Below are 19627 nucleotides of genomic sequence, written 5' to 3'. Positions count from 1 at the left end.
GGCTAGCCAGTCTCGTTCAAAAGCGAGAGGAAACGGGCGAACAGGCCGGCCTGGGAATGGATGCCGAGCTTGTGGTGAATGTTGCGGCGATGCACCTTCACTGTGCCCACTGAGATATGCAGAAGGCGGCTGATCGAATCCGACGAATGCCCCTGCAGCACCAGATTGACGATTTCGCCCTCCCGCGCCGTCAGCGACTGGCTGGCCCATAGGCGGGCGCGATCGAAATCGCTGCCCGGCAGCGGCAATGTCGCCATCCGGCTGCCGGTCTCGCCGAACTCCGGCAGGTCGCGCCAATGCTGGGCGCACAGCGCGAGGACGATCGGCGCCAGGTCGCGCAGGCCGCGCACCTCGGCGGTGCCGAACGGCCCCGACCCCGCCAGGCGCATCAGCGACAGCACCACCGAAGTCTGCTCGGGGAGCTGCACGAAAAAGCCCACCTCCTCGGCAAGGCCCGTCTGGCTGTAATAGGAGCGGAAATATTCGCTCGTATAGAAGCGGTCGGGCGCCAGCTCGCGCATGCGCCGGAAGCCTTCGCAGCCCCCGATCGCAGCCCGATGAAAGGGATCGAGCAGATAGGCGCCATCCTGATAGAGGGCGACGAAGATATGGCTCTCGGCCGGCGAAAAGGTCTCGTACAGCATCGGCGGCCGAGCCGAGCCGCGATAGGCGAACACCACGCTGTGGTCGAAACGCGCATGCAGGCCGAGCCAGGCCAGCAGGGCGCGCGCGAAGTCACCCGAGCCGGTGCGACCCGCGGTTCCTATCGCCTCCGCCAGCGCCGTGGATGCCGCCAGATTATGCCTGGTGCCGCCGATTTCTACCCCCTGTGCTGAACAAACATGCAGCATATACCCCCTGGTAGGTATATACGAGATGAAATCGGCTCTGCTAGCTTTCCTTTCGCAAAAGCCGAAAAGCAAGAATGAACCGGCCAGATCGAAACGGCTTGGCAGCGACCGAGGGGACAAGCGCGGATGAACGACAGGACCTCGCCCGATATCGAATTTCGCGCCGTCGCCAAGCGCTATGGTGAGGTCACCGCGGTGCATGGCATCGATCTCGCCATCCCCAACGGGGCCTTCGTCGCTTTGCTCGGCCCCTCGGGCTGCGGCAAGACCACCTGCCTGCGCATGATCGGTGGCTTCGAACAGCCAAGCAGCGGCCAGGTGATGATCCGCGGCCAGGACATGGCCGGCACGCCGCCCTATCGCCGCCCGGTCAACATGGTCTTCCAGCAATATGCCCTGTTTCCGCATCTGACCGTCGGCGACAACATCGCCTATGGCCTGCGCCAGGCGCGTCCGCGCCTGGCTGGTTCGGAGATCGCCCGGCGCGTCGACGAGGCCCTCGCCATGGTGCGCCTCTCCGGCTATGGCCGCCGGCGCATCCACGAGCTCTCCGGCGGCCAGCAGCAGCGTGTTGCCCTGGCCCGGGCCCTGGTCAACAAGCCCGCCGTGCTGCTGCTCGACGAACCGCTCGCCGCCCTCGACAAGAAGCTGCGCACCGAGATGCAGCTCGAACTGCAGAATCTGCAAAGGTCCCTCGGCATCACCTTCGTGCTCGTCACTCATGACCAGGAAGAGGCGCTCTCGATGAGCGATCTCGTCTGCGTGATGAACAAGGGCCGCATCGTCCAGACCGGGGCACCCAGCCAGATCTATGACGATCCGGCCGACCTCTTCGTTGCCGATTTCGTCGGAAAGTCCAATTTCCTCGACGGCAAGGTCGCCGAGGTCGACGGCAAGGCGGCCAGGATCGTGCTCGCCGACGGCACCATGCTCCAGGCGCGCAGCCATGCCCCGCTCCAGCCCGGCCAGGCCGCGCGCATCAGCATCCGTCCCGAAGCCATGCGCCTGGAGGCCGGCGGGGGGCCGAGCCTGCGGGGCACCGTGCACAACCGCATCTTTCTCGGTTCGACCGCCGAATATGCCATCGACGTCAAGGATGTCGGCACGGTGCTGGTCGCCGCCGACCATCTGGCCCATGGCCCCGGCCTCAAGGGGCCGGGCGACAGCGTCTCGATCGGCTTCGCACCGGGAGCGCCGTTGGCCTTCGCCGCCTGAACGACGATAGAGCAAAATGACTTTATTTTCGAATTGTCGTTTTCGCTCTAACTCTTTGTTTTAACGCATTTTCTTAATCGAGAAGTCGATCTAAAAGCCGCGCAAAGCGGCACTACCAGAGGGAAATGAGCCATGTCGAAATCCTATCGCGACGGCCTGCCGGTCTCCGCCCAAGACTTTGTCGATCAGCTCCTGCGCTACCGGAAGGGCTCGATCAGCCGCCGCCATTTCCTCGGCGCCACCGGCCTCGGTATGGCGATGGCCGTGCTCGGCCGGGAAAACGGCATCTTGCCCGCTCCCGCCCATGCCGCCGGCGAACTCGGCGACAAGATGTCGATCGCCACCTGGCCCAATTATCACGACCCGCAGACCTTCGTGAACTTCACCAAGGCGACGGGCGTCGCCGTCGAGGTCAACGTCTTCGGTTCCAACGAGGAGATGCTGGCCAAGCTCCAGGCCGGCGCCACCGGCTGGAGCCTGTTCGTGCCGACCAACTACACCATCTCGACCTACAAAAAGCTCGGCCTCATCGACGCCATCGACCTTGCCAAGCTGCCGGCCTATAGCGCCGCCACCGAGGATGCCCGCTTCACCGCGGAGGGCACCATCGACGGCACGGTCTTTGCCGTGCCGAAGAACTGGGGCACCACCGGCTTTGCGGTGAACACCCAGAAGCTCAGCAAGCCGCTGGCAAGCTGGAAGGATTTCTGGGACACCGCCATGGCCGAGGGCTCCAATCGCACCATGGTGCATGACTACCAGCTCACCACCATCGGCAACGCCTTGAAATATTTCGGCTATTCCTTCAATTCGCTGAAGCAGGACGAGCTCGCCAAGGCCGAGGAACTGCTGATCAAGGCCAAGCCCCATCTCTATGCCGTGTCCTCCGACTATCAGCCGCCGATGCGCGCCAACGATGCCTGGATGACGATGTGCTGGACCAATGACGGAGCCCAGCTCAACCGCGACTTGCCCCACATCAAATATATCCTCGGCAAGGAAGGCGGCGAGATCTGGACCGACTTCTACGCCATTCCCAAGGACGCGCCCAACAAGCCGGCCGGCTACGCCCTGCTCAATTATCTGATGACGCCGGAAAATGCGGTGAAGGAGCACATCGCCAATGGCGCGCCCTGCACGGATTCGCGTGTCAACGCCCTACTGCCCAAGGAATTCCTTGCCAATCCCATCCTCTATCCGGCCGCCGAGCTGTTGAAGCCTCTGGAATTCGGGGCGGCGGCGACACTGACCGATCCGAACCGGGCCGAGCTGATGGCCCGTTTCAAATCGGCCTGAGTGCCCCCTGGTGATCGCTGGAGACAAGGCCGCTCCGTTATTCCCGGCCGAGCACAGCGAGGGGAAGGGAATCCAGGGGCAGCACGACGCCCCTGGCCCTGGATTCCCTTCCCGCCACCTGCGGCGGCGCCGGGAATGACAGCATCCTCACACCGAGCGCATTTTGCCAACAATGCAGCCCGCCCTTCCACTGGAACCTCATCCGTGGCCTCCTCCCGCGCCCGCCGCACACTCGTGACGACCCTGCTGCTCGCCCCGGCGAGCGCCTGGCTCGTGGTCTTCCTGGTGCTGCCCTTCATCGCCGTGCTCGTCTTCAGCGTCGGCGAGCGGGCGCCGGAGGGCGGCTACCAGGCCGCGTTCTCTTTTGCGCAATATGCCAATCTCGGCGCACGCTCCACTGCCTTCTGGAACACCGCGATCCTGGCGCCGGCCGGTGCCTTCGCCTGCCTGCTGGTGGCCTATCCCGTCGCCTATTACCTCGCCGTCAAAGCGCCGCCACGCTGGCGCCTGATCCTGCTGGCGCTGGTGGTCATCCCATTCTGGACCAGCCTGCTGATGCGCAGCTATGCCTGGATGTACATCCTCGGCTCGCGCGGCATCCCGGCCTTGCTCGATCTCATCGGCATTGCCGATATCCGGCTCCTCAACACGCCGGGCTCGGTGCTGGTCGGCATCGTCTATGGCTACCTGCCGCTGATGATCCTGCCGATCTACGTCAGCCTCGAGCGGCTCGACCGCCGCCTGCTCGAAGCCTCGGCCGACCTCGGCGCCAGGCCCGTCTCGACCTTCCTCGGCGTGACGCTGCCGTTGTCCCTGCCCGGCGTGATGACCGGCTTCAGCCTGGTGATGATCCTGTTGCTCGGCGAATATCTGATCCCGACCTTGCTCGGCGGCGGCAAGGTCTTCTTCATCGGCAATGCCCTGGTCGACCTCTTCCTGCAATCGCGCAACTGGCCGTTCGGCTCCGCCATCGCCGTAACGCTGGTGGTCGCCTCGGTCGTGGTGCTCATGATCGCCAACCGCATCGCGGCACGCGTATCGGGCGCCCGGCAGGTGGACCTGATCTGATGAGAGCCTTCGTCGCCGCCGTCTTCGCCTTTCTCTATCTGCCGATCGGGCTCCTCGTCCTGTTCTCCTTCAACGCCGGCCGCAACGCCAGCGAGATCGTCGGCTTTTCGACGAAGTGGTACGGCACTGCCCTCGCCAATCCCTTCCTGATGGAAGCCCTGCGCAACAGCCTGATCGTCGCCTCCAGCAGTGCACTGCTGGCGGCGGTGTTCGGCACGATGGCGGCCCTCGGCCTGTCGCGCGTCGGCACGCGAACCCGCCTCGTCTTCGATGCTCTTTTCGGCGCCGCGATCGTGGTGCCCGGCGTGGTCATCGGCATCGCCACGCTGGTGGCGCTGGTGCAGGTTTTCGCCTTCGCCAATCCGCTGCTCGCGGCGATCTGGCCGGGCGATGCCCCGCCCAGACTCGGCCTCGGCTATGGCTCGATCATCGCCGCGCACGGCCTGTTCTCGATGGCGTTGGTCACCATGATCGTACGCGCGCGCCTCGGCAGCCTGAGCCGCGACCTGGTCGAGGCGTCGAGCGATCTTTACGCCACGCCCTTCACCACCTTCCGCTCCATCGTGCTGCCGCAGATCTTCCCGGCCATCCTGGCGGGATTCCTGCTGTCCTTCACCTTCTCTTTCGACGATTTCATCGTGGCCTTCTTCGTCGCGGGCCCGCAGACCACCCTGCCCATTTATGTGTTCGCCTCGATCCGCCGCGGCGTCACGCCCGAGATCAACGCCATCGCCACGCTGGTGCTGGTCGCCTCGGTGCTGATGGTGCTGCTCGCCCAGTTCCTGCTGCGCAAGCGCCAATAGCGCCCCTGCTCCCCATCATCGAGTGAATGACCATGATCCTGGAAAGCCGCATCGCCGTCGTCACCGGTTCGGGCTCGGGCATCGGCCAGGCCGGTGCCCTTGCCATGGCGCGCGAAGGAGCCGTCGTGATCGTCGCCGACCGGGACGCCGCCGCCGGCGAGGCGACCGCCGACAGGATCCGCACGCAGGGAGGCCGTGCCGAGGCTGTAGCCACCGATGTGGCTGACGATGCGGCCGTCGAGCATCTCGTTCGCAGCACGCTCGATCGCCATGGCCGCATCGACATCCTGCACAATCATGCCGGCATCCAGATCGGCGGGCCGCTCACCGATGTCAGCCTCGATGGGTTCGACGCCTCCTGGCGCATCAATGTCCGCGCCCATTTCCTTGCGGCCCGGCTCGCCATGCCGGCGATGATCGCGGCTGGCGGTGGCGTCATCCTCAACACCGCCTCCAATTCCGGCATGTTCTACGACCGGGAGATGATCGCCTATGCCACCTCCAAGCACGCCGTGGTGGCGATGACCCGCCAGATGGCCCTCGATTATGCCCGGCACAAGGTGCGCGTGAACGCCCTCTGCCCCGGCTGGGTCGACACCCCCTTCAACGAGCCCTTCATCGCCCAGATGGGCGGCCGTGCCGCCATCGAAGCCTATGTCCGCGAGAAGATCCCGATGGGCCGCTGGGCCACGGCTGAGGAGATCGCCGAGGCCATCCTCTTCCTGGTCTCGGATCGCTCCGCCTTCATGACCGGGCAGGCCCTGGTCGTCGACGGTGGGGAAAGCATCGGCTGAGCCGCCACCGCAAGTTCACCGGTCAGCACCGCCGTTCCGCCGCACTGTCCTGCGCGAAGCCTGCACCACGGGCGGTATGGTCCTGCCTCGCGTTGACCAAAGTGAACGCTCCTGTTTTTCGAGCAAAACATCCCGTCAATATTCGACAGGAAATGTGCCGGTCGACATCTGCAAAAGCGCTTTGAAAAGGCTTGACTCACGCGGCCGGCTGGAGTGCAACTATGTCAATAACATGACAAATCCGTTGCAAATTTTTGGCAAGGGCCCTTTCAAACGCCGTTTGTCTGATAATTTGCCCCAGAGAAATCTCGCTTGTCTGCATCCCGCCGGATGCAACCGTTAGGTCAAATGAGGGGGGTCAACTTGAATAAGAATTTCATCTACGTGATGATCGGCCTTGTACTGGGCATCGCGATCGGTATCGCCTGCTTCTATTCCTTCCCCGACAAGAAAACGGCTGTCTCGGTCGCCGACTACATGTCCCTGGTCAGCGCCGTCTTCCTGCGCCTGATCAAGATGATTATCGGCCCCCTGGTTCTCACGACCCTGATCGTCGGGATCGGCCATATGGGCGATGCCGCGACGCTTGGGCGCGTCGGCGCCAAGACCATGGCCTGGTTCATATCGGCTTCGATCGTGTCGCTGCTGCTCGGCCTGCTGATGGCCAATCTCCTCCAGCCCGGTCATGGCATCGTCATCGCCGATCAGGCCGCGAACACAGCCAATCTCTCCTCCGAATCCTTCAGTTTCAAGAACTTCGTCGAACACCTGGTACCGACCTCGCTGTTCAAATCGCTGGCCGAGGGCGAGATTCTGCAGATCGTGGTGTTCTCGATGTTTGCCGGCGTCGCCATCATGGCCCTGGGCGAGCGCGGCAAGCCACTGATCCAGCTGGCAGACGATATCGCCCATATGATGCTCGTCATCACCGGCTATGTGATGAAGGTCGCCCCCTTCGCCGTATGCGCGGCCGTTGCTTCGGTCATCACCAAGTCCGGGCCGGGCGTTCTCCTCAACTTCGCCAAGTTCCTTGGGGGCTTCTACCTGACTCTGGCCATCTTGTGGGCACTCCTGCTCGGCGTCGGCTATTTCGTGCTCGGCGGACGTATGACCAGCCTTGTCAGCCGCATGCGCGAGCCCTTCCTCCTTGCCTTCTCCACCGCGAGTTCGGAGGCTTCCTATCCGAAGATCCTCGACCAGCTCGAGCGTTTCGGTGTCTCCAAGCGCATCGCCAGTTTCGTGCTGCCCTTGGGCTATTCGTTCAATCTGGACGGCACCATGGCCTACACGACCTTCGCGACATTGTTCATCGCGCAGGCCTATGGCATCGAACTCTCGATTGGTACCCAGTTGACCATCGCTGCCGTGCTGATGCTCACCTCCAAGGGCGTGGCCGGTGTACCGCGTGCCTCGCTGGTGGTGATCCTCGCCACGCTGCAGCAGTTCAAGATTCCGGAGGCCGGCCTGTTCCTGATCATCGGGATCGACCAATTCCTCGACATGGGCCGCAGTGCCACCAATGTGATCGGAAACTCGCTGGCGGCCTCTGCAGTCGCCAAGTTCGAAGGCGATCTCGGCCCGGAGAAGGACGACATCGGCGTGGCCGGTGCCACACCCGCAGGCGCTCACGCCTGAACGCCTGGCGGCGGCATCGGCTGCGATGCCGCCGCCCTCATCGAGCATCGTTTGTGCCGCCAATCGCCTCTTGCGTCGCGGCACGCCGCATGAGGGCGGCGCCGACCGGCGGCCGCCCGGATTTTCGGGAGAGATCCTTGAACAAACTCATTCCGCTCACGTTCGCTATCGTGATGGCGGCAATCGGCATCGCCAGGGCCGAAGACATGATCGGCGAGGACCTGTCGGCCGCGCCCAAGCAGCAATATTTTCCGCTCGAACTGTCCGGCACCCTTTTGAAGGCGAACAGCACCGGTGCCATCACCATCGGCTATCGCGACGCCTCCTTTCCCTTCTCCTTCAAGCGCCCGGACCAGGCCGGACCAGAGGGCTACGCCATCGAGTTGTGCAAGGGCGTGGTGGAGGAGATCTCGCGCGAACTGCACGACAAGCCGGTGCGCATCGACTACAAGCTCGTCACCTCCGATACGCGTATCGAGGCCGTGACATCAGGTGAGGCCGATCTCGAATGCGGCTCGACCACTGCCAATCTCGAGCGCCAGAAGAGCGTCTCCTTTTCGCCGATCACCTATGTGGCCGGCACCAAGCTCCTGGTCAAACGCGATTCCGGCATCCACACCTACAAGGACCTGCACGGCAAGACCCTGGTGGTGACAGCCGGCACCACCAATGAAGCCGCACTGAAGCAGCTCAACGACAAATACAAGCTTGGCATGATCATCGCCTCGGCTCCCGACCACCAGCAGTCTTACGACATGCTGGCGGCAGGCAAAGCCGATGCCTTCGCGACCGATGACGCCCTGCTCTATGGCTTTATCGCCCGCAATCACGCCCAGAAGTCATTGGCCGTCGTCGGGGATTTCATCACCTACGACGCCTATGGCATCATGTTCCGCCGGGAAGATCCGCTGATGGCCGAAGCCGTCCGGCGGGCCTTCGCGACCATGGCCGAACAGGGCAAGCTGGTCAGAACCTATCGCAGATGGTTCCTCCAGCCCGCTCCCACGGGGGAGAACCTCAACCTGCCTATCTCCCTGCAGTTGACCGAAGCCTGGCGGGCACTCGGCATCGACGAGTTCTAAGACATCCGCTCTGCGCATGAAGAAACACCCCCGAACCAAGTTCGGGGGTGTTCATATTCACGCCCTCGAGCAAAGCGCGTTCAGACGGAGCATCGCTTTGCTCTCACTCTTTGGTCCGACGCATCCTTGTGATCCCTGGCGATGCCGCCAAGTCGCGAAACGCCTTGGACGAAACGTTCGTTAGCGCCAGCAGACGCGACGGTTCACCCAGCGCCAGCCGTAATAGGTGTGCACACGCACGCGCTTCACCCGACAATAGCGGTGTGGACGCGGACGCCAATGCGGGCGGCCGTAGTGCGGACGGCCATAATGCGGGCGACCGCGGTGATAGACCTTCTGTGCGGCATCCGGTGCTGGGGCCGACTGTTCGATGGCCTGGATCACGCCGGCATTGGCTGTCGGATGAACCACCGCGGCCTGGACCGACTGCACGGTCATGGCAGCGCCCCCCATGCCGAAAGCCAAGGCGGCCGCCAAAGCGAGTTTGCGAAACATTCGTTCCTCCTGCGATTCAGATCGGCGAAAGCTCGACCCAACCCCGACGGGCCAGCTTACTATGATACTAACTGCCAGAACCGGGAAGGTTCCAGGGGAGTGGCGACTATCTCTCGCTCCTTCCCGCTTTCACTATCCCATCATCTGCTGAATGCCACTTGATCGACCCGTTCATCCTGCATTCAGCAGATGCCGCAGCCTATCGTCCCGCCGGGATTTCGTGCCTATATGCGGCAAAGGCGGTCATCACCTTCTCGTGAGGCCCGCCGCTTCATGCTGCACAGGAAAAGGCGAAGCCGCGTTGACGACACCTGATATCCCGCAATCGGACAATCTGTTGAAGCGAAGTGCCGGCCGGATCCGGCGGTTGCTGCCCGAGAAGTGGCGCCACCCGGCTCCCGTGGTTGCCGTCCTTCCGCTCTCGGGCACCATTGGCACCGGCTCGCGTTTCAGCGCCAGCCTGAACATGACCAAGCTCGACAAGCTCATCGACAGCGCCTTCGCGGTAAAAGGTGCCAAGGCGGTCGCATTGGTGATCAATTCGCCCGGCGGCTCGCCGGCGCAGTCGCATCTGATCATGCGCCGCATCCGGGCCCTTGCCGCCGAGAAGAAGCTGCCGGTCTTCGCTTTCGTCGAGGATGTCGCCGCCTCCGGCGGCTATATGATCGCCTGCGCTGCCGACGAGATCATCGCCGACCCGGCCTCGATCCTCGGCTCCATCGGCGTGGTCTCCGCCTCGTTCGGCTTCGACAAGCTGATCGAGAAAATCGGGGTCGAGCGCCGTGTCCATACGGCCGGGCGCTCCAAGACGATGCTGGACCCCTTCCGCCCCGAAAGACCCGAAGATGTCGAAAGGCTGGCCACCCTGCAGCGCGATATCCACGATATGTTCATCGCCCTGGTGAAGGAGCGCCGAACCGGCAAGCTCAAGGGCGAAGACGACCAGCTCTTTTCGGGCGAGTTCTGGCTCGCGCCGCAGGCGATCGAGTTCGGCCTTGCCGATGCGATTGGGGACATCCGGTCCGTGATGCGCGCGCGCTACGGCGAAAAGGTGCGCTTCAAGACCGTCTCGGAGTCACGTGGTCTGCTGGGCCGGCGCCTTGGTCTGGGCACCCATTTTTCGGCCGCCGAAAGCGAGCAATTAACCGAAGGCGTACTTGCCGCACTCGAAGGGCGTGCAATTCGTGCCCGTTTCGGTTTATAGTTACGAAATGATGAATGAAGAGGGCCTGCCATGCATCCTGTCGTTCTAGCAGTCGCCAGCCTCGTCGGGACCGTGGTGCTTGTTCGCCTGGTCAAGCGCGAATGGGAGCGAGTGAACAACGAACTCTACAAGCCCCAGCCCGTTCGGCAGGAAGCCATCAACCTGCGCCGGGACCCGCGCAGCGGCGTCTATCGCCCGGATTGAACCGGAGGACGGCAGATCTGGTGCTGCCTCCCGGCATGGCACATGCCTATGTGCGGCCGCTCTTAACGCCAAGCCTATCAGACGCGTCGAAGCAGGTTCTTGCGAACCTGCTTCTTTGTTTTGGGACGCTCGATCAATCGAAATTGCGGATGACCCGGCAATGCTTGCGCATCGGCATCGTGCGGTCCTCGATGACGCTGCCGTCATCCAGCACCACCTGGCGCCAGACATTGGTGCAGCGCGTCTGATCGACGAATTTGGTCTGGATGCGAACCACGGGCGGGCGCGGCGGCGGATTGCAGGCGTGGGTGCGGCAGGGCGGCGGGTTCGCGATGATCAAGCGGGCCTCGGGCGAGATGCCACCACCGCCACCGCCACCACCGGAAGGACCCGCGCTGGCGCCGCGACCGCCGCCGTTCCCACCGTTGCCGCCCGCACCGGGACCGGTGGATGCGGCAAAGGAGGTGGTGATGGAGCCGACCACCGAGCCGAAGATCAAGGCGGCGATGAGACCGGTACGAAGAAGGGATTGCCTGGACATACTACTCTCCTGGGATTTGGTTGTACGGGATCGGTTGATGTGTCCCGTTGCATCCCTTGTCTCATGAGAGCTTCCCGGCAGCTGTGCGGACAGGCACAGGATCGCGCGCTGCACAAACAGGTTTCCCCAGTGTCGATCTTGCTCTAAGGGTCGGGCTGACGTCTGTACCGGCGGAAACACCTTCCCCGGCACGGCTTATTACTTTCGAGAACCGAGATGGCCGACGCTACCCCCGCTTATATGCGCCCTGAACGCTCGTTCCAGGGCCTGATCCTGACCCTCCAGCGCTACTGGGCCGATTATGGCTGCGTCGTGCTGCAGCCCTACGACATGGAAGTGGGTGCGGGTACCTTCCATCCGGCCACCACGCTGCGTTCGCTCGGCCCCAAGGCCTGGAATGCCGCCTATGTCCAGCCCTCGCGCCGCCCCAAGGACGGCCGCTATGGCGAAAACCCCAATCGCCTGCAGCATTATTACCAGTTCCAGGTCATCCTCAAGCCGTCGCCGCCGGATCTGCAGGACCTCTATCTCGGCTCGCTCGCCGCCATCGGCGTCGATCCCTTGCTGCACGACATCCGCTTCGTCGAGGACGACTGGGAAAGCCCCACTCTCGGTGCCTGGGGCCTGGGCTGGGAATGCTGGTGCGACGGCATGGAAGTGTCGCAGTTCACCTATTTCCAGCAGGTCGCGGGCCAGGAATGCCACCCAGTCTCCGGGGAACTGACCTACGGCCTCGAGCGCCTGGCGATGTATGTCCAGGGCGTCGAGAACGTCTACGACCTCAACTTCAACGGCCGCGAGGGCGCCGAGAAGGTGACCTATGGCGACGTCTTCCTGCAGGCCGAGCAGGAATATTCGCGGCATAATTTCGAGCATGCCGACATCGAGATGCTCAAGCAGCACTTCGCCGATGCCGAAAAGGAGTGCAACGCCCTGCTCGCGGCCGGCGACAAAGGCGAGCGGCATCAGCTCGCTTTGCCCGCCTATGACCAGTGCATCAAGGCGAGCCACCGCTTCAACCTGCTCGATGCCCGCGGCGCCATCTCGGTGACCGAGCGCCAGAGCTACATCCTGCGCGTGCGCGAGCTCGCCAAGGCCTGCGGCGAGGCCTGGGTCAGGACCGAGGCAGGTGGAGCCTAGCTCTCCCCAACTCTCCCTTGCCCGACACGTCCTCGCCTCCTTCATTCGACCTTCCGGGTCGCCCAACTTCGAAACCGATCCCATGCCCGACCTTCTGCTCGAACTCTTCTCCGAGGAAATCCCCGCCCGCATGCAGGCCAAGGCGGCTGAAGACCTCAAGAAAATGGTGACGGATGCGCTCGTCGAGCGCGGCGTCGTCTATGAGGGCGCCTCGGCCTATGCCACGCCGCGCCGTCTGGCGCTGACCGTGCACGGCCTGCCGATCCGCCAGCCCGATACACGCGAGGAACGCAAGGGTCCCCGGGTCGGCGCCCCCGACGGGGCGATCCAGGGCTTCCTGAAGGCCGCCGGTCTCGCCTCGCTCGATCAGGCACGCATCGAGAGCGATCCGAAGAAGGGTGAGTTCTACGTCGCGGTGGTGGAGAAAGCCGGCCGCGCCGTGCCCGAACTCATCGCCGAGATCGTGCCGGAAGTCGTGCGTACCTTTCCCTGGCCCAAATCGATGCGCTGGGGGTCGGGAAGCTTGCGCTGGGTGCGCCCGCTGCATTCCATCATCTGCACCTTCGGTCCCGAGACCGAGGACCCGGAGGTGGTGCGCTTCGAGATCGAGGGCGTCACCGTCGGCGACACCACCAAGGGCCACCGCTTCATGGCGCCCGGCACCATCCAGATCAGGCGCTTCGAAGATTATGTCGCCAAGCTGGAGGCCGCCAAGGTGGTGCTCGATCCGGCCCGCCGGCGCGACATCATCCTCACCGACGCCCGCAACCTTGCTTTCGCCCAGGGGCTGGAACTGGTCGAGGACGATGCCGTGCTGCATGAGGCCGCCGGCCTGGTGGAATGGCCGGTGGTGCTGATGGGCTCCTTTGAGGAGAGCTTCCTCTCCGTGCCGGATGAAGCAATCCAGGCTACCATCCGCGCCAACCAGAAATGCTTCGTGGTGCGTGATCCCAGGACGGGGCGCCTGGCCAACCGCTTCATCCTGATCGCCAATATCGAGGCTGTCGATGGCGGCGAGGCCATCGTCGCCGGCAATGAGCGCGTCATCCGCGCGCGCCTGTCCGACGCCAAATTCTTCTGGGAGACCGACCAGAGGCCGCTGCCCGGCTATGAGGAAGAAGGCAAGCCGCTCGACCAGCGCCTCGCCAAGATCATCGCCTCGAACGTGGTGTTCCACGAGAAGCTCGGCACGCAGGGCCAGCGCATCGATCGCATCGCCGCCCTGGCCAAGGCGCTGGCGCCAGCCGTCGGCGCGGATCCAGCCAAGGCCGAACGCGCGTCAAAGCTGGCAAAAGCGGATCTCGCCACTGAAATGGTCGGCGAATTCCCCGAATTGCAGGGGTTGATGGGCCGCTATTATGCCACCGCCCAGGGCGAGGACGCCGCCATCGCCGCCGCGATCGAAGATCACTACCGTCCCAAGGGCGCCGGCGACAGTGCGCCGACCGATCCGGTTGCGGTCGCCGTGGCGCTCGCCGACAAGCTCGACACACTGGTCGGCTTCTGGACCATCGACGAGAAGCCGACCGGCAGCAAGGACCCTTACGCGCTGCGCCGGGCCGCTCTCGGCGTCATCCGCCTGGTCCTCGACAACGAGCTGCGCCTGCCTCTTCTGGCTGTCATCGCCCAGGCGCCCTTCGCCAAGAGCAATGACATCGCCGGCGATCTCCTGGCCTTCTTCGCCGATCGCCTGAAGGTGCAGTTGCGCGAACAGGGCGCACGCCACGACCTCGTCGACGCGGTGTTCGGCCTGGGCGGGCAGGACGATCTCCTGCTCATCGTCCGCCGGGTCGAGGCTCTTGGCCGCTTTCTCGGCAACGAGGACGGCAAGGCACTGCTGGCTGGCGCCAAGCGCGCCGCCAACATCCTGCGCATCGAGGAGAAGAAGGACGGCGCCGGCGCCTATTCCGGCGGTGCGGACGCTTCTCTCCTCACCGAGCCGGAGGAGAAAGCCCTGCAGATGGCCTTGCAGACGGCCAAGCAGGCTGTCGCTGCCGCCATTGCCACCGAGGACTATGAAGGCGCCATGACGGCCCTCGCGCAGTTGCGCCGGCCCGTCGACGCCTTCTTCGACAAGATCCTGGTCAACGCCGAGGTTGCCGCCCTGCGTCTCAACCGTCTGAAGCTGCTTGAGGAGATCCGGACCGCAACCCGCAGCGTCGCCGACTTCTCGCGCATCGAGGGCTGAAGCGTTTTACGATTTGGCGGAATCGCCAAGAATCGCAAAGACGCCCAAGCCAATCCGTAGGATTGGCTTGGAACCAAAGAGCGAGAGCAAACAAGCGTTTCCGGCTAAACGCGCTTTGCTCTCGTACTCGGCACCCACAAGCCGAATCGACCCGTCATTGCGAGCGCAGCGAAGCAATCCAGGGGCCATAGCCCACGATCTTGCGAAGACTGGATTGCTTCGCTGCGCTCGCAATGACGAATATGCTTGCTATGAAAACACGGACCGAATTGCCGCCAGCAAGTCGATCTTGCACCGTTGCTCACCGATGCTAACAATAGAAAGCCTTCGCTGGATCCGCGTTTCTTGTCGCCAGGGGCGCCTGTATGACCGTTTCTGACTCCGCTCTACAGCGTCCATCCCCCAATTGGGATGATTATCGCTATGTCCGCGCCGTGGCGGAGACGAAATCCCTGGTGGGTGCGGCAATCGCGCTCGGGGTCAATCATTCCACCGTGTTTCGCCGCATCAATGCCGTCGAGGAATTGCTCGGCGCCCGCCTGTTCGAGCGAGGGCGCAGCGGCTACGCCCTCACCGCGGCCGGTGAGGAGATGGTGGCCCTCGCCGGCCGCATTGCCGACGACATCAGCGGCTTCGAGCGCCGCGTTGCGGGACGGGACGTCAAGCCGTCGGGGGAACTGCGCGTCACCACCAATGACAGCATCATGGCCCACCTGACGATGCCTGTTTTCACCAGTTTCCTGACCAGCTTTCCCGACATCCGCCTCGACGTCGTGGTCTCCAACCTGCCGCTGAACCTGTCCAAGCGGGACGCCGATGTGGCGATCCGTGCCACCTCCGCGCCGCCGGACACGCTGGTCGGCCGGCGGGTCTGCACTATTGCCTGGGCCATTTACGGCCCGGAGCGGCTGAAGGGCGCCGAACTCACCGACCTCTTCGCCGAGCGCTGGATCGCCACCGGCGAAGGGCTTTCCAACATTCCGCCGGCGCGCTGGGTGGAACGCGAAGTGCCGAACGAGCGCATCATGATGCGCCTCAACACCATTGTCGGCGTCGCCGAGGCCCTGCGTTCGGGGTTCGGGGTCGGCCTGCTGCCCTGTTATATCGGCGATACCCTGCCGCTGCCGCGCCTGTCAGAGCCACTGCCGGGCGTCGGCGCCGGCCTATGGCTCCTGACCCATCCCGATCTCAAGCACTCGGCCAAGGTCCGCGCCTTCATGGACCATGGCTGGGAAGCGCTGACGAAGCTGAGGCCCGTGCTGGAGGGAACCGGGGAATCCTGAGCATCCGCCCCGGCTCGTTCGCCGCTTCACCCGTAAAGCCAGGTGGGGTTATTCGCTCTCCCGCTACACCGCCATCCCAGCCCGTCTGCCTGCGCCCCGATAGGCCAGCATTGCCATCATCAAGGCCATGGCGGCCAGGATCGCGCCGATGCCCGGCAGAGAGCTGATCGGCACCAGTTCCACCGCGACGCCGCCCAGGGCGGTGCCGAGGCCGACGCCGATATGCATGGCGGAAAGATTGAGGCTCACCCCCGCTTCGGCGGTATCCGGCCCCATCGCGATCAGGAAGCTCTGCACCGCCGGCGAGATCATCCAGCTCAGGCAGGCCCAGACCATCATCACGGGAAAGAAGGACAGGCTCGTGCCGGCCGCGAGCGGGATCAGCATGAGCGCTGTGAGATAGCCCAGCGGCACCAGCACGATCGCCCGGCGCGGCGTGAGCTTGTCGGCGGTGAGGCCGCCGAGATAGCCACCCGACACACCGGCAACGCCGAAAGCGATGAAGGCCAGCACGATCCCGGTTCCGGCGATGCCGAGAACACCACCGAGATAGGGAGCCAGATAGGCAAACAGCACGAAATGGCCGGAGATCATCAGGATCGACACCAGCTGTGCGCAGACCAGGGGGCGCGATCGCAAATGGGCGAGGTAATCGGGCATGCCCTGCCGGCGGGCCCCGACATCGGGCAGCTTCAGGCGGCAGACGATCAGGACGACGACCGCCAGGGCGGCGAGCGCCAGGAACACGCTGCGCCAACCCGCCAGCGAGCAGACGAGCATGCCGATCGGCACACCGAGCACCAGTGAGCCGCTGACCCCCATGAAGATCACGCCGATCGCCCGGCCTTTCATGCTCTCGTCGACGAGTTCGGTGGCCAGCATGGTCGCCAGCAGGGCGATGGTGGCGCTCGCCGCCGCCATGCCGACGCGGGCGACGAACAACACGCCGTAGCCGGGGCTCGCTGCGGCGAGGAGGTTGCAAAGGACGAAGGCCGCGAGGGCCGCGACAAAGGCGGCCTTGCGCTCCAAACGCGCGGTCAACAGCAGGGCGGCAGGAGCTGCGAGCGCAAACGTGATCGAAAAGACCGCCGTGAGTTGGCCGGCAAGGCCGATGGAAACACCGAGCCCGCCGGCAATGTCGGGCAGGATGCCGATGACGATGTTCTCGGCGGTGCCGGTGACGAAAGTAGCGAGTGCAAGGAGTAGGACGCGGCGATCCATCTGGTCTTCCCGATCATGAGACCTCACGTCCGGGATCGGGATGGTTCCGACGATCCGCCTGGTGAGGCCAAGGATGTCGGGTTTCGAGGCAGCGCTTCGGTTATCCCTTTAAAGCCCTGAATAGCAGGAAATCGGCACCATTGGAACAATCGTCCGGCTAGGCGGCATCAAGCTGCCGCCCGTCCAGCGCCGACATTGGCCAACCCGATCGCGCCGAGAATGATGCCGACACCGGCCCATTGCGAGGGCAGGAAGGCCTCGTGCAGCATCAGGCCGGCCATGACGACCGCCACCGGCAGCTCCACGGAGGAGAGCATCGCCGCAAGGCCGACGCCTGTGGCTGGAATACCCTTGTTGAACAGGAAGGGCGGCAGCACCGTGCCGAACAGGGCGATGACGAGGCCCCAGCCCCAGATGATGCTCGGATCGAACCGCACCGAGAGTTGCGGCAGCGCGATGAGCACCGCGACCACCGCGCCACCGAACACCATCAGGAAGCTCCGGCTGATCACGTCGACATGGACGGCCACGTGATTGGAGCACCAGATCACGGCCGTATAGCTCACGGCCGCCAGCAGGCCAAAGGTGATGCCGAGGACACTCAGATGGTCTGTATCCCCGAGGAGATTGGTTGCCAGCACGGTGCCGAGCAGCACCAATGCGGATGATGCCAGCTTGATCGGCGACGGCCAGGACCGGCTCAGCACGGCATCGAGCGCCACGCCCATCCACACGCTCTGCATCAGGAGCACGATCGCGGCCGAGACCGAGGTATAGGCAACCGACAGGTAATAGAACGAGCCGGTGAAGCCGATGCTGGCACCGCCGGCGATCAATTTGAGCCGATCGGGCCAACGCACCGGCACTGCGCCCGATCTGGACGGCCGCATCTGGCTGGCCAGCTTGATCAGGCCGAGGGCGATGGCCCCGATGACGAACTGCGTGCCGATGACCTCGCCCGGTGAATAGCCCTGGCCGTAGGCGAGCTTCACGCAGGTCGATTGCAGCCCATAGCAGGAGGCCCCGATCAGCACGAGGACGATACCCAGAATAAGATCCTTGCGCATGGCAGCCTTGGCATGAGGAAGAGGAACGCCCACCGAGGAGGCGCCCTGCAAACGGAGGGGCCCAGCCGGCCCTGTCCCCCTGCGGTTTGCTTAAGAAAGAAACGCAGCTTTTTGTCATGCCCGGGCCTCGACCCGGGCATCCAGCGGTTCGGCGCCTGAAGCTGGGTTGCCGGGTCAAGCCCGGCAATGACAAAGGTCGTGCAAGCTATACCGCATCGGACCTTTGCCGAACCGTCAGCCGATCTCCACCACGACCCGGCCGCGCACCTTGCCTTCCAGAATGTTGGCGGCGGTTTCGCGGACCTCGTCGAAGGGGATCGAACTCGTCATCGCATCGAGCTTGTCGCGGTCGAGTTCGTTGGCGAGGCGGCGCCAGGCCTCCTGGCGGACGACCTGGGGGCATTGCACCGAATCGATGCCGAGCAGCGAGACCCCGCGCAGGATGAAGGGCATCACGCTGGATGGCAGGTCGGCCCCGCCGGCAAGGCCGCAGGCGGCGACGGCGCCGCCATATTTGATCTGCGACAGCACATTGGCGAGGGTAAGCGAGCCGACCGTATCGACCGCGCCGGCAAAGCGCTCCTTCCCGAGGGGGCGCGCGGGCCCGGTCAGCTCGGCACGATCGATCACCTCGGCGGCACCGAGATTCTTGAGATAGTCGGCTTCTTCAGGCCGCCCGGTGGAGGCAATCACGCTGTAGCCGGCCCGAGCCAGCAAAGCGACTGCCGTGGAACCCACGCCGCCGGCAGCCCCGGTCACCAGCACCGGCCCGCGCGAAGGCGTGATGGCATGAGCCTCCAGCGCCATCAGGCTGAGCATGGCGGTGTAGCCGGCGGTGCCAACAGCCATCGCCTGCGCATGGGTCATGCCATAGGGCACCCGTACCAGCCACTCGCCCTTGACGCGGGCCCGCTCGGCATAACCGCCGAGATGGGTCTCGCCCACGCCCCAGCCATTGAGGATGACATGGTCGCCGGGATCCCAGTCCTTGCTGGAAGTGGCGATCACCTCGCCGGCGAAATCGACCCCCGGAATCATCGGAAAGCGCCGTACCACCGGTCCCTTGCCGGTAATGGCGAGGCCATCCTTGTAGTTGACGGTCGAGTGGGTGACGCGCACTGTGACATCGCCGTCCATGAGATCGCGCTCGTCGAACTCGGCGAAGTTGCAGGCATAGCCGCTATCGGGCTTGGTGACGACGAGAGCCTTGAAAGTCGACATGCACGCTCCTGCAATTGGTATACTGGCGTTTTCGAGGCCCGGGCCGGTTAAGGCAAGGGGAAAAATGGCCGCAGAGCCTTGCTGGGACCGCTGGCTTCCAGCCGGCTCCTGGAAACGCAACGCTGGTTGGAGAGGAAGGGCCGGCCGGAAGACAGCGGTCCCTGATACTGTCTCCCCGCCATCTTCAACGATTCGGCTCGATTAATCAGACATATCGCGCTCTAGACGTGCCCGTTCTTCAGACAAAAGCGGGATCACGCGCAATTATTACACTCTGACACATTTTGTTATCCGTCCAACCTATCGATTTAGACGTTTG

At 64.1% G+C, this 19627-nt stretch carries 18 protein-coding genes; 12 read left to right on the top strand and 6 right to left on the bottom strand.

Features of this window, described 5'->3' with window-relative positions; all coding sequences use genetic code 11:
• Nucleotides 1–2: 2 nt before the first annotated feature.
• Nucleotides 3–851, bottom strand: a complete 849-nt coding sequence (locus tag ACN6KF_RS02950) for a helix-turn-helix transcriptional regulator (RefSeq protein WP_434955395.1) — start codon at nucleotides 849–851, stop codon at nucleotides 3–5.
• Between the two features lie 126 nt (nucleotides 852–977).
• On the opposite strand from ACN6KF_RS02950, the gene ACN6KF_RS02945 reads away from it, so the two are divergent.
• The 7 genes from ACN6KF_RS02945 (at nucleotide 978) to ACN6KF_RS02915 (ending at nucleotide 8744) form a co-directional block, all read left to right on the top strand.
• Nucleotides 978–2066: an ABC transporter ATP-binding protein gene (locus tag ACN6KF_RS02945; protein ID WP_434955394.1), complete on the top strand. Its 1089-nt coding sequence runs from the start codon at nucleotides 978–980 to the stop codon at nucleotides 2064–2066.
• 132 nt (nucleotides 2067–2198) lie between these two features.
• Nucleotides 2199–3362 carry an ABC transporter substrate-binding protein gene (locus ACN6KF_RS02940; protein ID WP_434955393.1) on the top strand — a complete coding sequence of 388 codons (1164 nt, stop codon included), beginning with the start codon at nucleotides 2199–2201 and terminating at the stop codon, nucleotides 3360–3362.
• Between the two features lie 204 nt (nucleotides 3363–3566).
• Nucleotides 3567–4430, top strand: a complete 864-nt coding sequence (locus ACN6KF_RS02935) for an ABC transporter permease (protein ID WP_434955392.1) — start codon at nucleotides 3567–3569, stop codon at nucleotides 4428–4430.
• Complete coding sequence (locus tag ACN6KF_RS02930; protein ID WP_434955391.1) at nucleotides 4430–5233, top strand: ABC transporter permease; 804 nt, start codon at nucleotides 4430–4432, stop codon at nucleotides 5231–5233. Before ACN6KF_RS02935 ends, ACN6KF_RS02930 begins: the two co-directional genes overlap by 1 nt.
• A 32-nt stretch (nucleotides 5234–5265) precedes the next feature.
• A complete protein-coding gene (locus ACN6KF_RS02925) occupies nucleotides 5266–6027 on the top strand; it encodes an SDR family NAD(P)-dependent oxidoreductase (protein ID WP_434955390.1) in 762 nt (253 codons plus the stop codon).
• 387 nt (nucleotides 6028–6414) lie between these two features.
• Nucleotides 6415–7662 carry a dicarboxylate/amino acid:cation symporter gene (locus ACN6KF_RS02920; RefSeq protein WP_434959603.1) on the top strand — a complete coding sequence of 416 codons (1248 nt, stop codon included), beginning with the start codon at nucleotides 6415–6417 and terminating at the stop codon, nucleotides 7660–7662.
• A 137-nt stretch (nucleotides 7663–7799) separates the two neighbouring features.
• Nucleotides 7800–8744 carry an amino acid ABC transporter substrate-binding protein gene (locus tag ACN6KF_RS02915; RefSeq protein ID WP_434955389.1) on the top strand — a complete coding sequence of 315 codons (945 nt, stop codon included), beginning with the start codon at nucleotides 7800–7802 and terminating at the stop codon, nucleotides 8742–8744.
• Between the two features lie 180 nt (nucleotides 8745–8924).
• Here ACN6KF_RS02915 and ACN6KF_RS02910 read toward each other — a convergent pair whose 3' ends face one another.
• Nucleotides 8925–9239 carry a hypothetical protein gene (locus ACN6KF_RS02910; RefSeq protein ID WP_434955388.1) on the bottom strand — a complete coding sequence of 105 codons (315 nt, stop codon included), beginning with the start codon at nucleotides 9237–9239 and terminating at the stop codon, nucleotides 8925–8927.
• A gap of 301 nt (nucleotides 9240–9540) precedes the next feature.
• Here ACN6KF_RS02910 and ACN6KF_RS02905 point away from each other — a divergent pair, with 301 nt between their 5' ends.
• Together ACN6KF_RS02905 and ACN6KF_RS02900 are read left to right on the top strand one after the other, a co-directional pair.
• Nucleotides 9541–10443, top strand: coding sequence for a S49 family peptidase (locus tag ACN6KF_RS02905; protein WP_434955387.1), 903 nt, complete (start codon nucleotides 9541–9543; stop codon nucleotides 10441–10443).
• Between the two features lie 30 nt (nucleotides 10444–10473).
• Nucleotides 10474–10647, top strand: coding sequence for a hypothetical protein (locus tag ACN6KF_RS02900; protein WP_187829741.1), 174 nt, complete (start codon nucleotides 10474–10476; stop codon nucleotides 10645–10647).
• Between the two features lie 133 nt (nucleotides 10648–10780).
• On the opposite strand, the gene ACN6KF_RS02895 is transcribed toward ACN6KF_RS02900, so the two are convergent.
• Nucleotides 10781–11188 carry a hypothetical protein gene (locus ACN6KF_RS02895; RefSeq protein WP_434955386.1) on the bottom strand — a complete coding sequence of 136 codons (408 nt, stop codon included), beginning with the start codon at nucleotides 11186–11188 and terminating at the stop codon, nucleotides 10781–10783.
• 240 nt (nucleotides 11189–11428) lie between these two features.
• Between ACN6KF_RS02895 and ACN6KF_RS02890 the strand changes: the two genes are divergently transcribed.
• From ACN6KF_RS02890 to ACN6KF_RS02880, 3 genes are all read left to right on the top strand, one after another.
• Nucleotides 11429–12328, top strand: a complete 900-nt coding sequence (locus ACN6KF_RS02890) for a glycine--tRNA ligase subunit alpha (protein WP_434959602.1) — start codon at nucleotides 11429–11431, stop codon at nucleotides 12326–12328.
• Nucleotides 12329–12410: 82 nt separating this feature from the next.
• On the top strand, nucleotides 12411–14516 hold the full coding sequence (gene glyS, locus ACN6KF_RS02885; RefSeq protein WP_434955385.1) for a glycine--tRNA ligase subunit beta: 2106 nt from the start codon (nucleotides 12411–12413) through the stop codon (nucleotides 14514–14516).
• Nucleotides 14517–14881: 365 nt separating this feature from the next.
• Complete coding sequence (locus tag ACN6KF_RS02880; RefSeq protein ID WP_434955384.1) at nucleotides 14882–15799, top strand: LysR family transcriptional regulator; 918 nt, start codon at nucleotides 14882–14884, stop codon at nucleotides 15797–15799.
• A 63-nt stretch (nucleotides 15800–15862) separates the two neighbouring features.
• Here ACN6KF_RS02880 and ACN6KF_RS02875 read toward each other — a convergent pair whose 3' ends face one another.
• From ACN6KF_RS02875 to acuI, 3 genes are all read right to left on the bottom strand, one after another.
• On the bottom strand, nucleotides 15863–17020 hold the full coding sequence (locus ACN6KF_RS02875; protein WP_434955383.1) for an MFS transporter: 1158 nt from the start codon (nucleotides 17018–17020) through the stop codon (nucleotides 15863–15865).
• A gap of 167 nt (nucleotides 17021–17187) precedes the next feature.
• Nucleotides 17188–18087: an EamA family transporter gene (locus ACN6KF_RS02870; RefSeq protein ID WP_434955382.1), complete on the bottom strand. Its 900-nt coding sequence runs from the start codon at nucleotides 18085–18087 to the stop codon at nucleotides 17188–17190.
• Nucleotides 18088–18321: 234 nt separating this feature from the next.
• Nucleotides 18322–19308 (bottom strand): acrylyl-CoA reductase (NADPH), encoded by a 987-nt coding sequence (gene acuI, locus ACN6KF_RS02865; RefSeq protein WP_434955381.1) that lies wholly within the window; start codon nucleotides 19306–19308, stop codon nucleotides 18322–18324.
• Between the last annotated feature and the right edge of the window lie 319 nt (nucleotides 19309–19627).

The organism is Labrys methylaminiphilus subsp. lupini, from assembly GCF_051161885.1.
Taxonomy (GTDB): Bacteria; Pseudomonadota; Alphaproteobacteria; order Rhizobiales; family Labraceae; genus Labrys.
This window is presented reverse-complemented; position numbering and strand designations above follow the sequence as displayed.

What these genes read in the sequence shown, in the direction of transcription:
- ACN6KF_RS02950 (WP_434955395.1), bottom strand. Translation starts at nt 851, where the DNA reads ATGCTGCATGTTTGTTCAGCACAGGGGGTAGAAATCGGCGGCACCAGG.
- ACN6KF_RS02945 (WP_434955394.1), top strand. Translation starts at nt 978, where the DNA reads ATGAACGACAGGACCTCGCCCGATATCGAATTTCGCGCCGTCGCCAAG.
- ACN6KF_RS02940 (WP_434955393.1), top strand. Translation starts at nt 2,199, where the DNA reads ATGTCGAAATCCTATCGCGACGGCCTGCCGGTCTCCGCCCAAGACTTT.
- ACN6KF_RS02930 (WP_434955391.1), top strand. Translation starts at nt 4,430, where the DNA reads ATGAGAGCCTTCGTCGCCGCCGTCTTCGCCTTTCTCTATCTGCCGATC.
- ACN6KF_RS02925 (WP_434955390.1), top strand. Translation starts at nt 5,266, where the DNA reads ATGATCCTGGAAAGCCGCATCGCCGTCGTCACCGGTTCGGGCTCGGGC.
- ACN6KF_RS02920 (WP_434959603.1), top strand. Translation starts at nt 6,415, where the DNA reads ATGATCGGCCTTGTACTGGGCATCGCGATCGGTATCGCCTGCTTCTAT.
- ACN6KF_RS02910 (WP_434955388.1), bottom strand. Translation starts at nt 9,239, where the DNA reads ATGTTTCGCAAACTCGCTTTGGCGGCCGCCTTGGCTTTCGGCATGGGG.
- ACN6KF_RS02900 (WP_187829741.1), top strand. Translation starts at nt 10,474, where the DNA reads ATGCATCCTGTCGTTCTAGCAGTCGCCAGCCTCGTCGGGACCGTGGTG.
- ACN6KF_RS02895 (WP_434955386.1), bottom strand. Translation starts at nt 11,188, where the DNA reads ATGTCCAGGCAATCCCTTCTTCGTACCGGTCTCATCGCCGCCTTGATC.
- ACN6KF_RS02890 (WP_434959602.1), top strand. Translation starts at nt 11,429, where the DNA reads ATGCGCCCTGAACGCTCGTTCCAGGGCCTGATCCTGACCCTCCAGCGC.
- glyS (WP_434955385.1), top strand. Translation starts at nt 12,411, where the DNA reads ATGCCCGACCTTCTGCTCGAACTCTTCTCCGAGGAAATCCCCGCCCGC.
- ACN6KF_RS02880 (WP_434955384.1), top strand. Translation starts at nt 14,882, where the DNA reads ATGACCGTTTCTGACTCCGCTCTACAGCGTCCATCCCCCAATTGGGAT.
- ACN6KF_RS02875 (WP_434955383.1), bottom strand. Translation starts at nt 17,020, where the DNA reads ATGGATCGCCGCGTCCTACTCCTTGCACTCGCTACTTTCGTCACCGGC.
- ACN6KF_RS02870 (WP_434955382.1), bottom strand. Translation starts at nt 18,087, where the DNA reads ATGCGCAAGGATCTTATTCTGGGTATCGTCCTCGTGCTGATCGGGGCC.
- acuI (WP_434955381.1), bottom strand. Translation starts at nt 19,308, where the DNA reads ATGTCGACTTTCAAGGCTCTCGTCGTCACCAAGCCCGATAGCGGCTAT.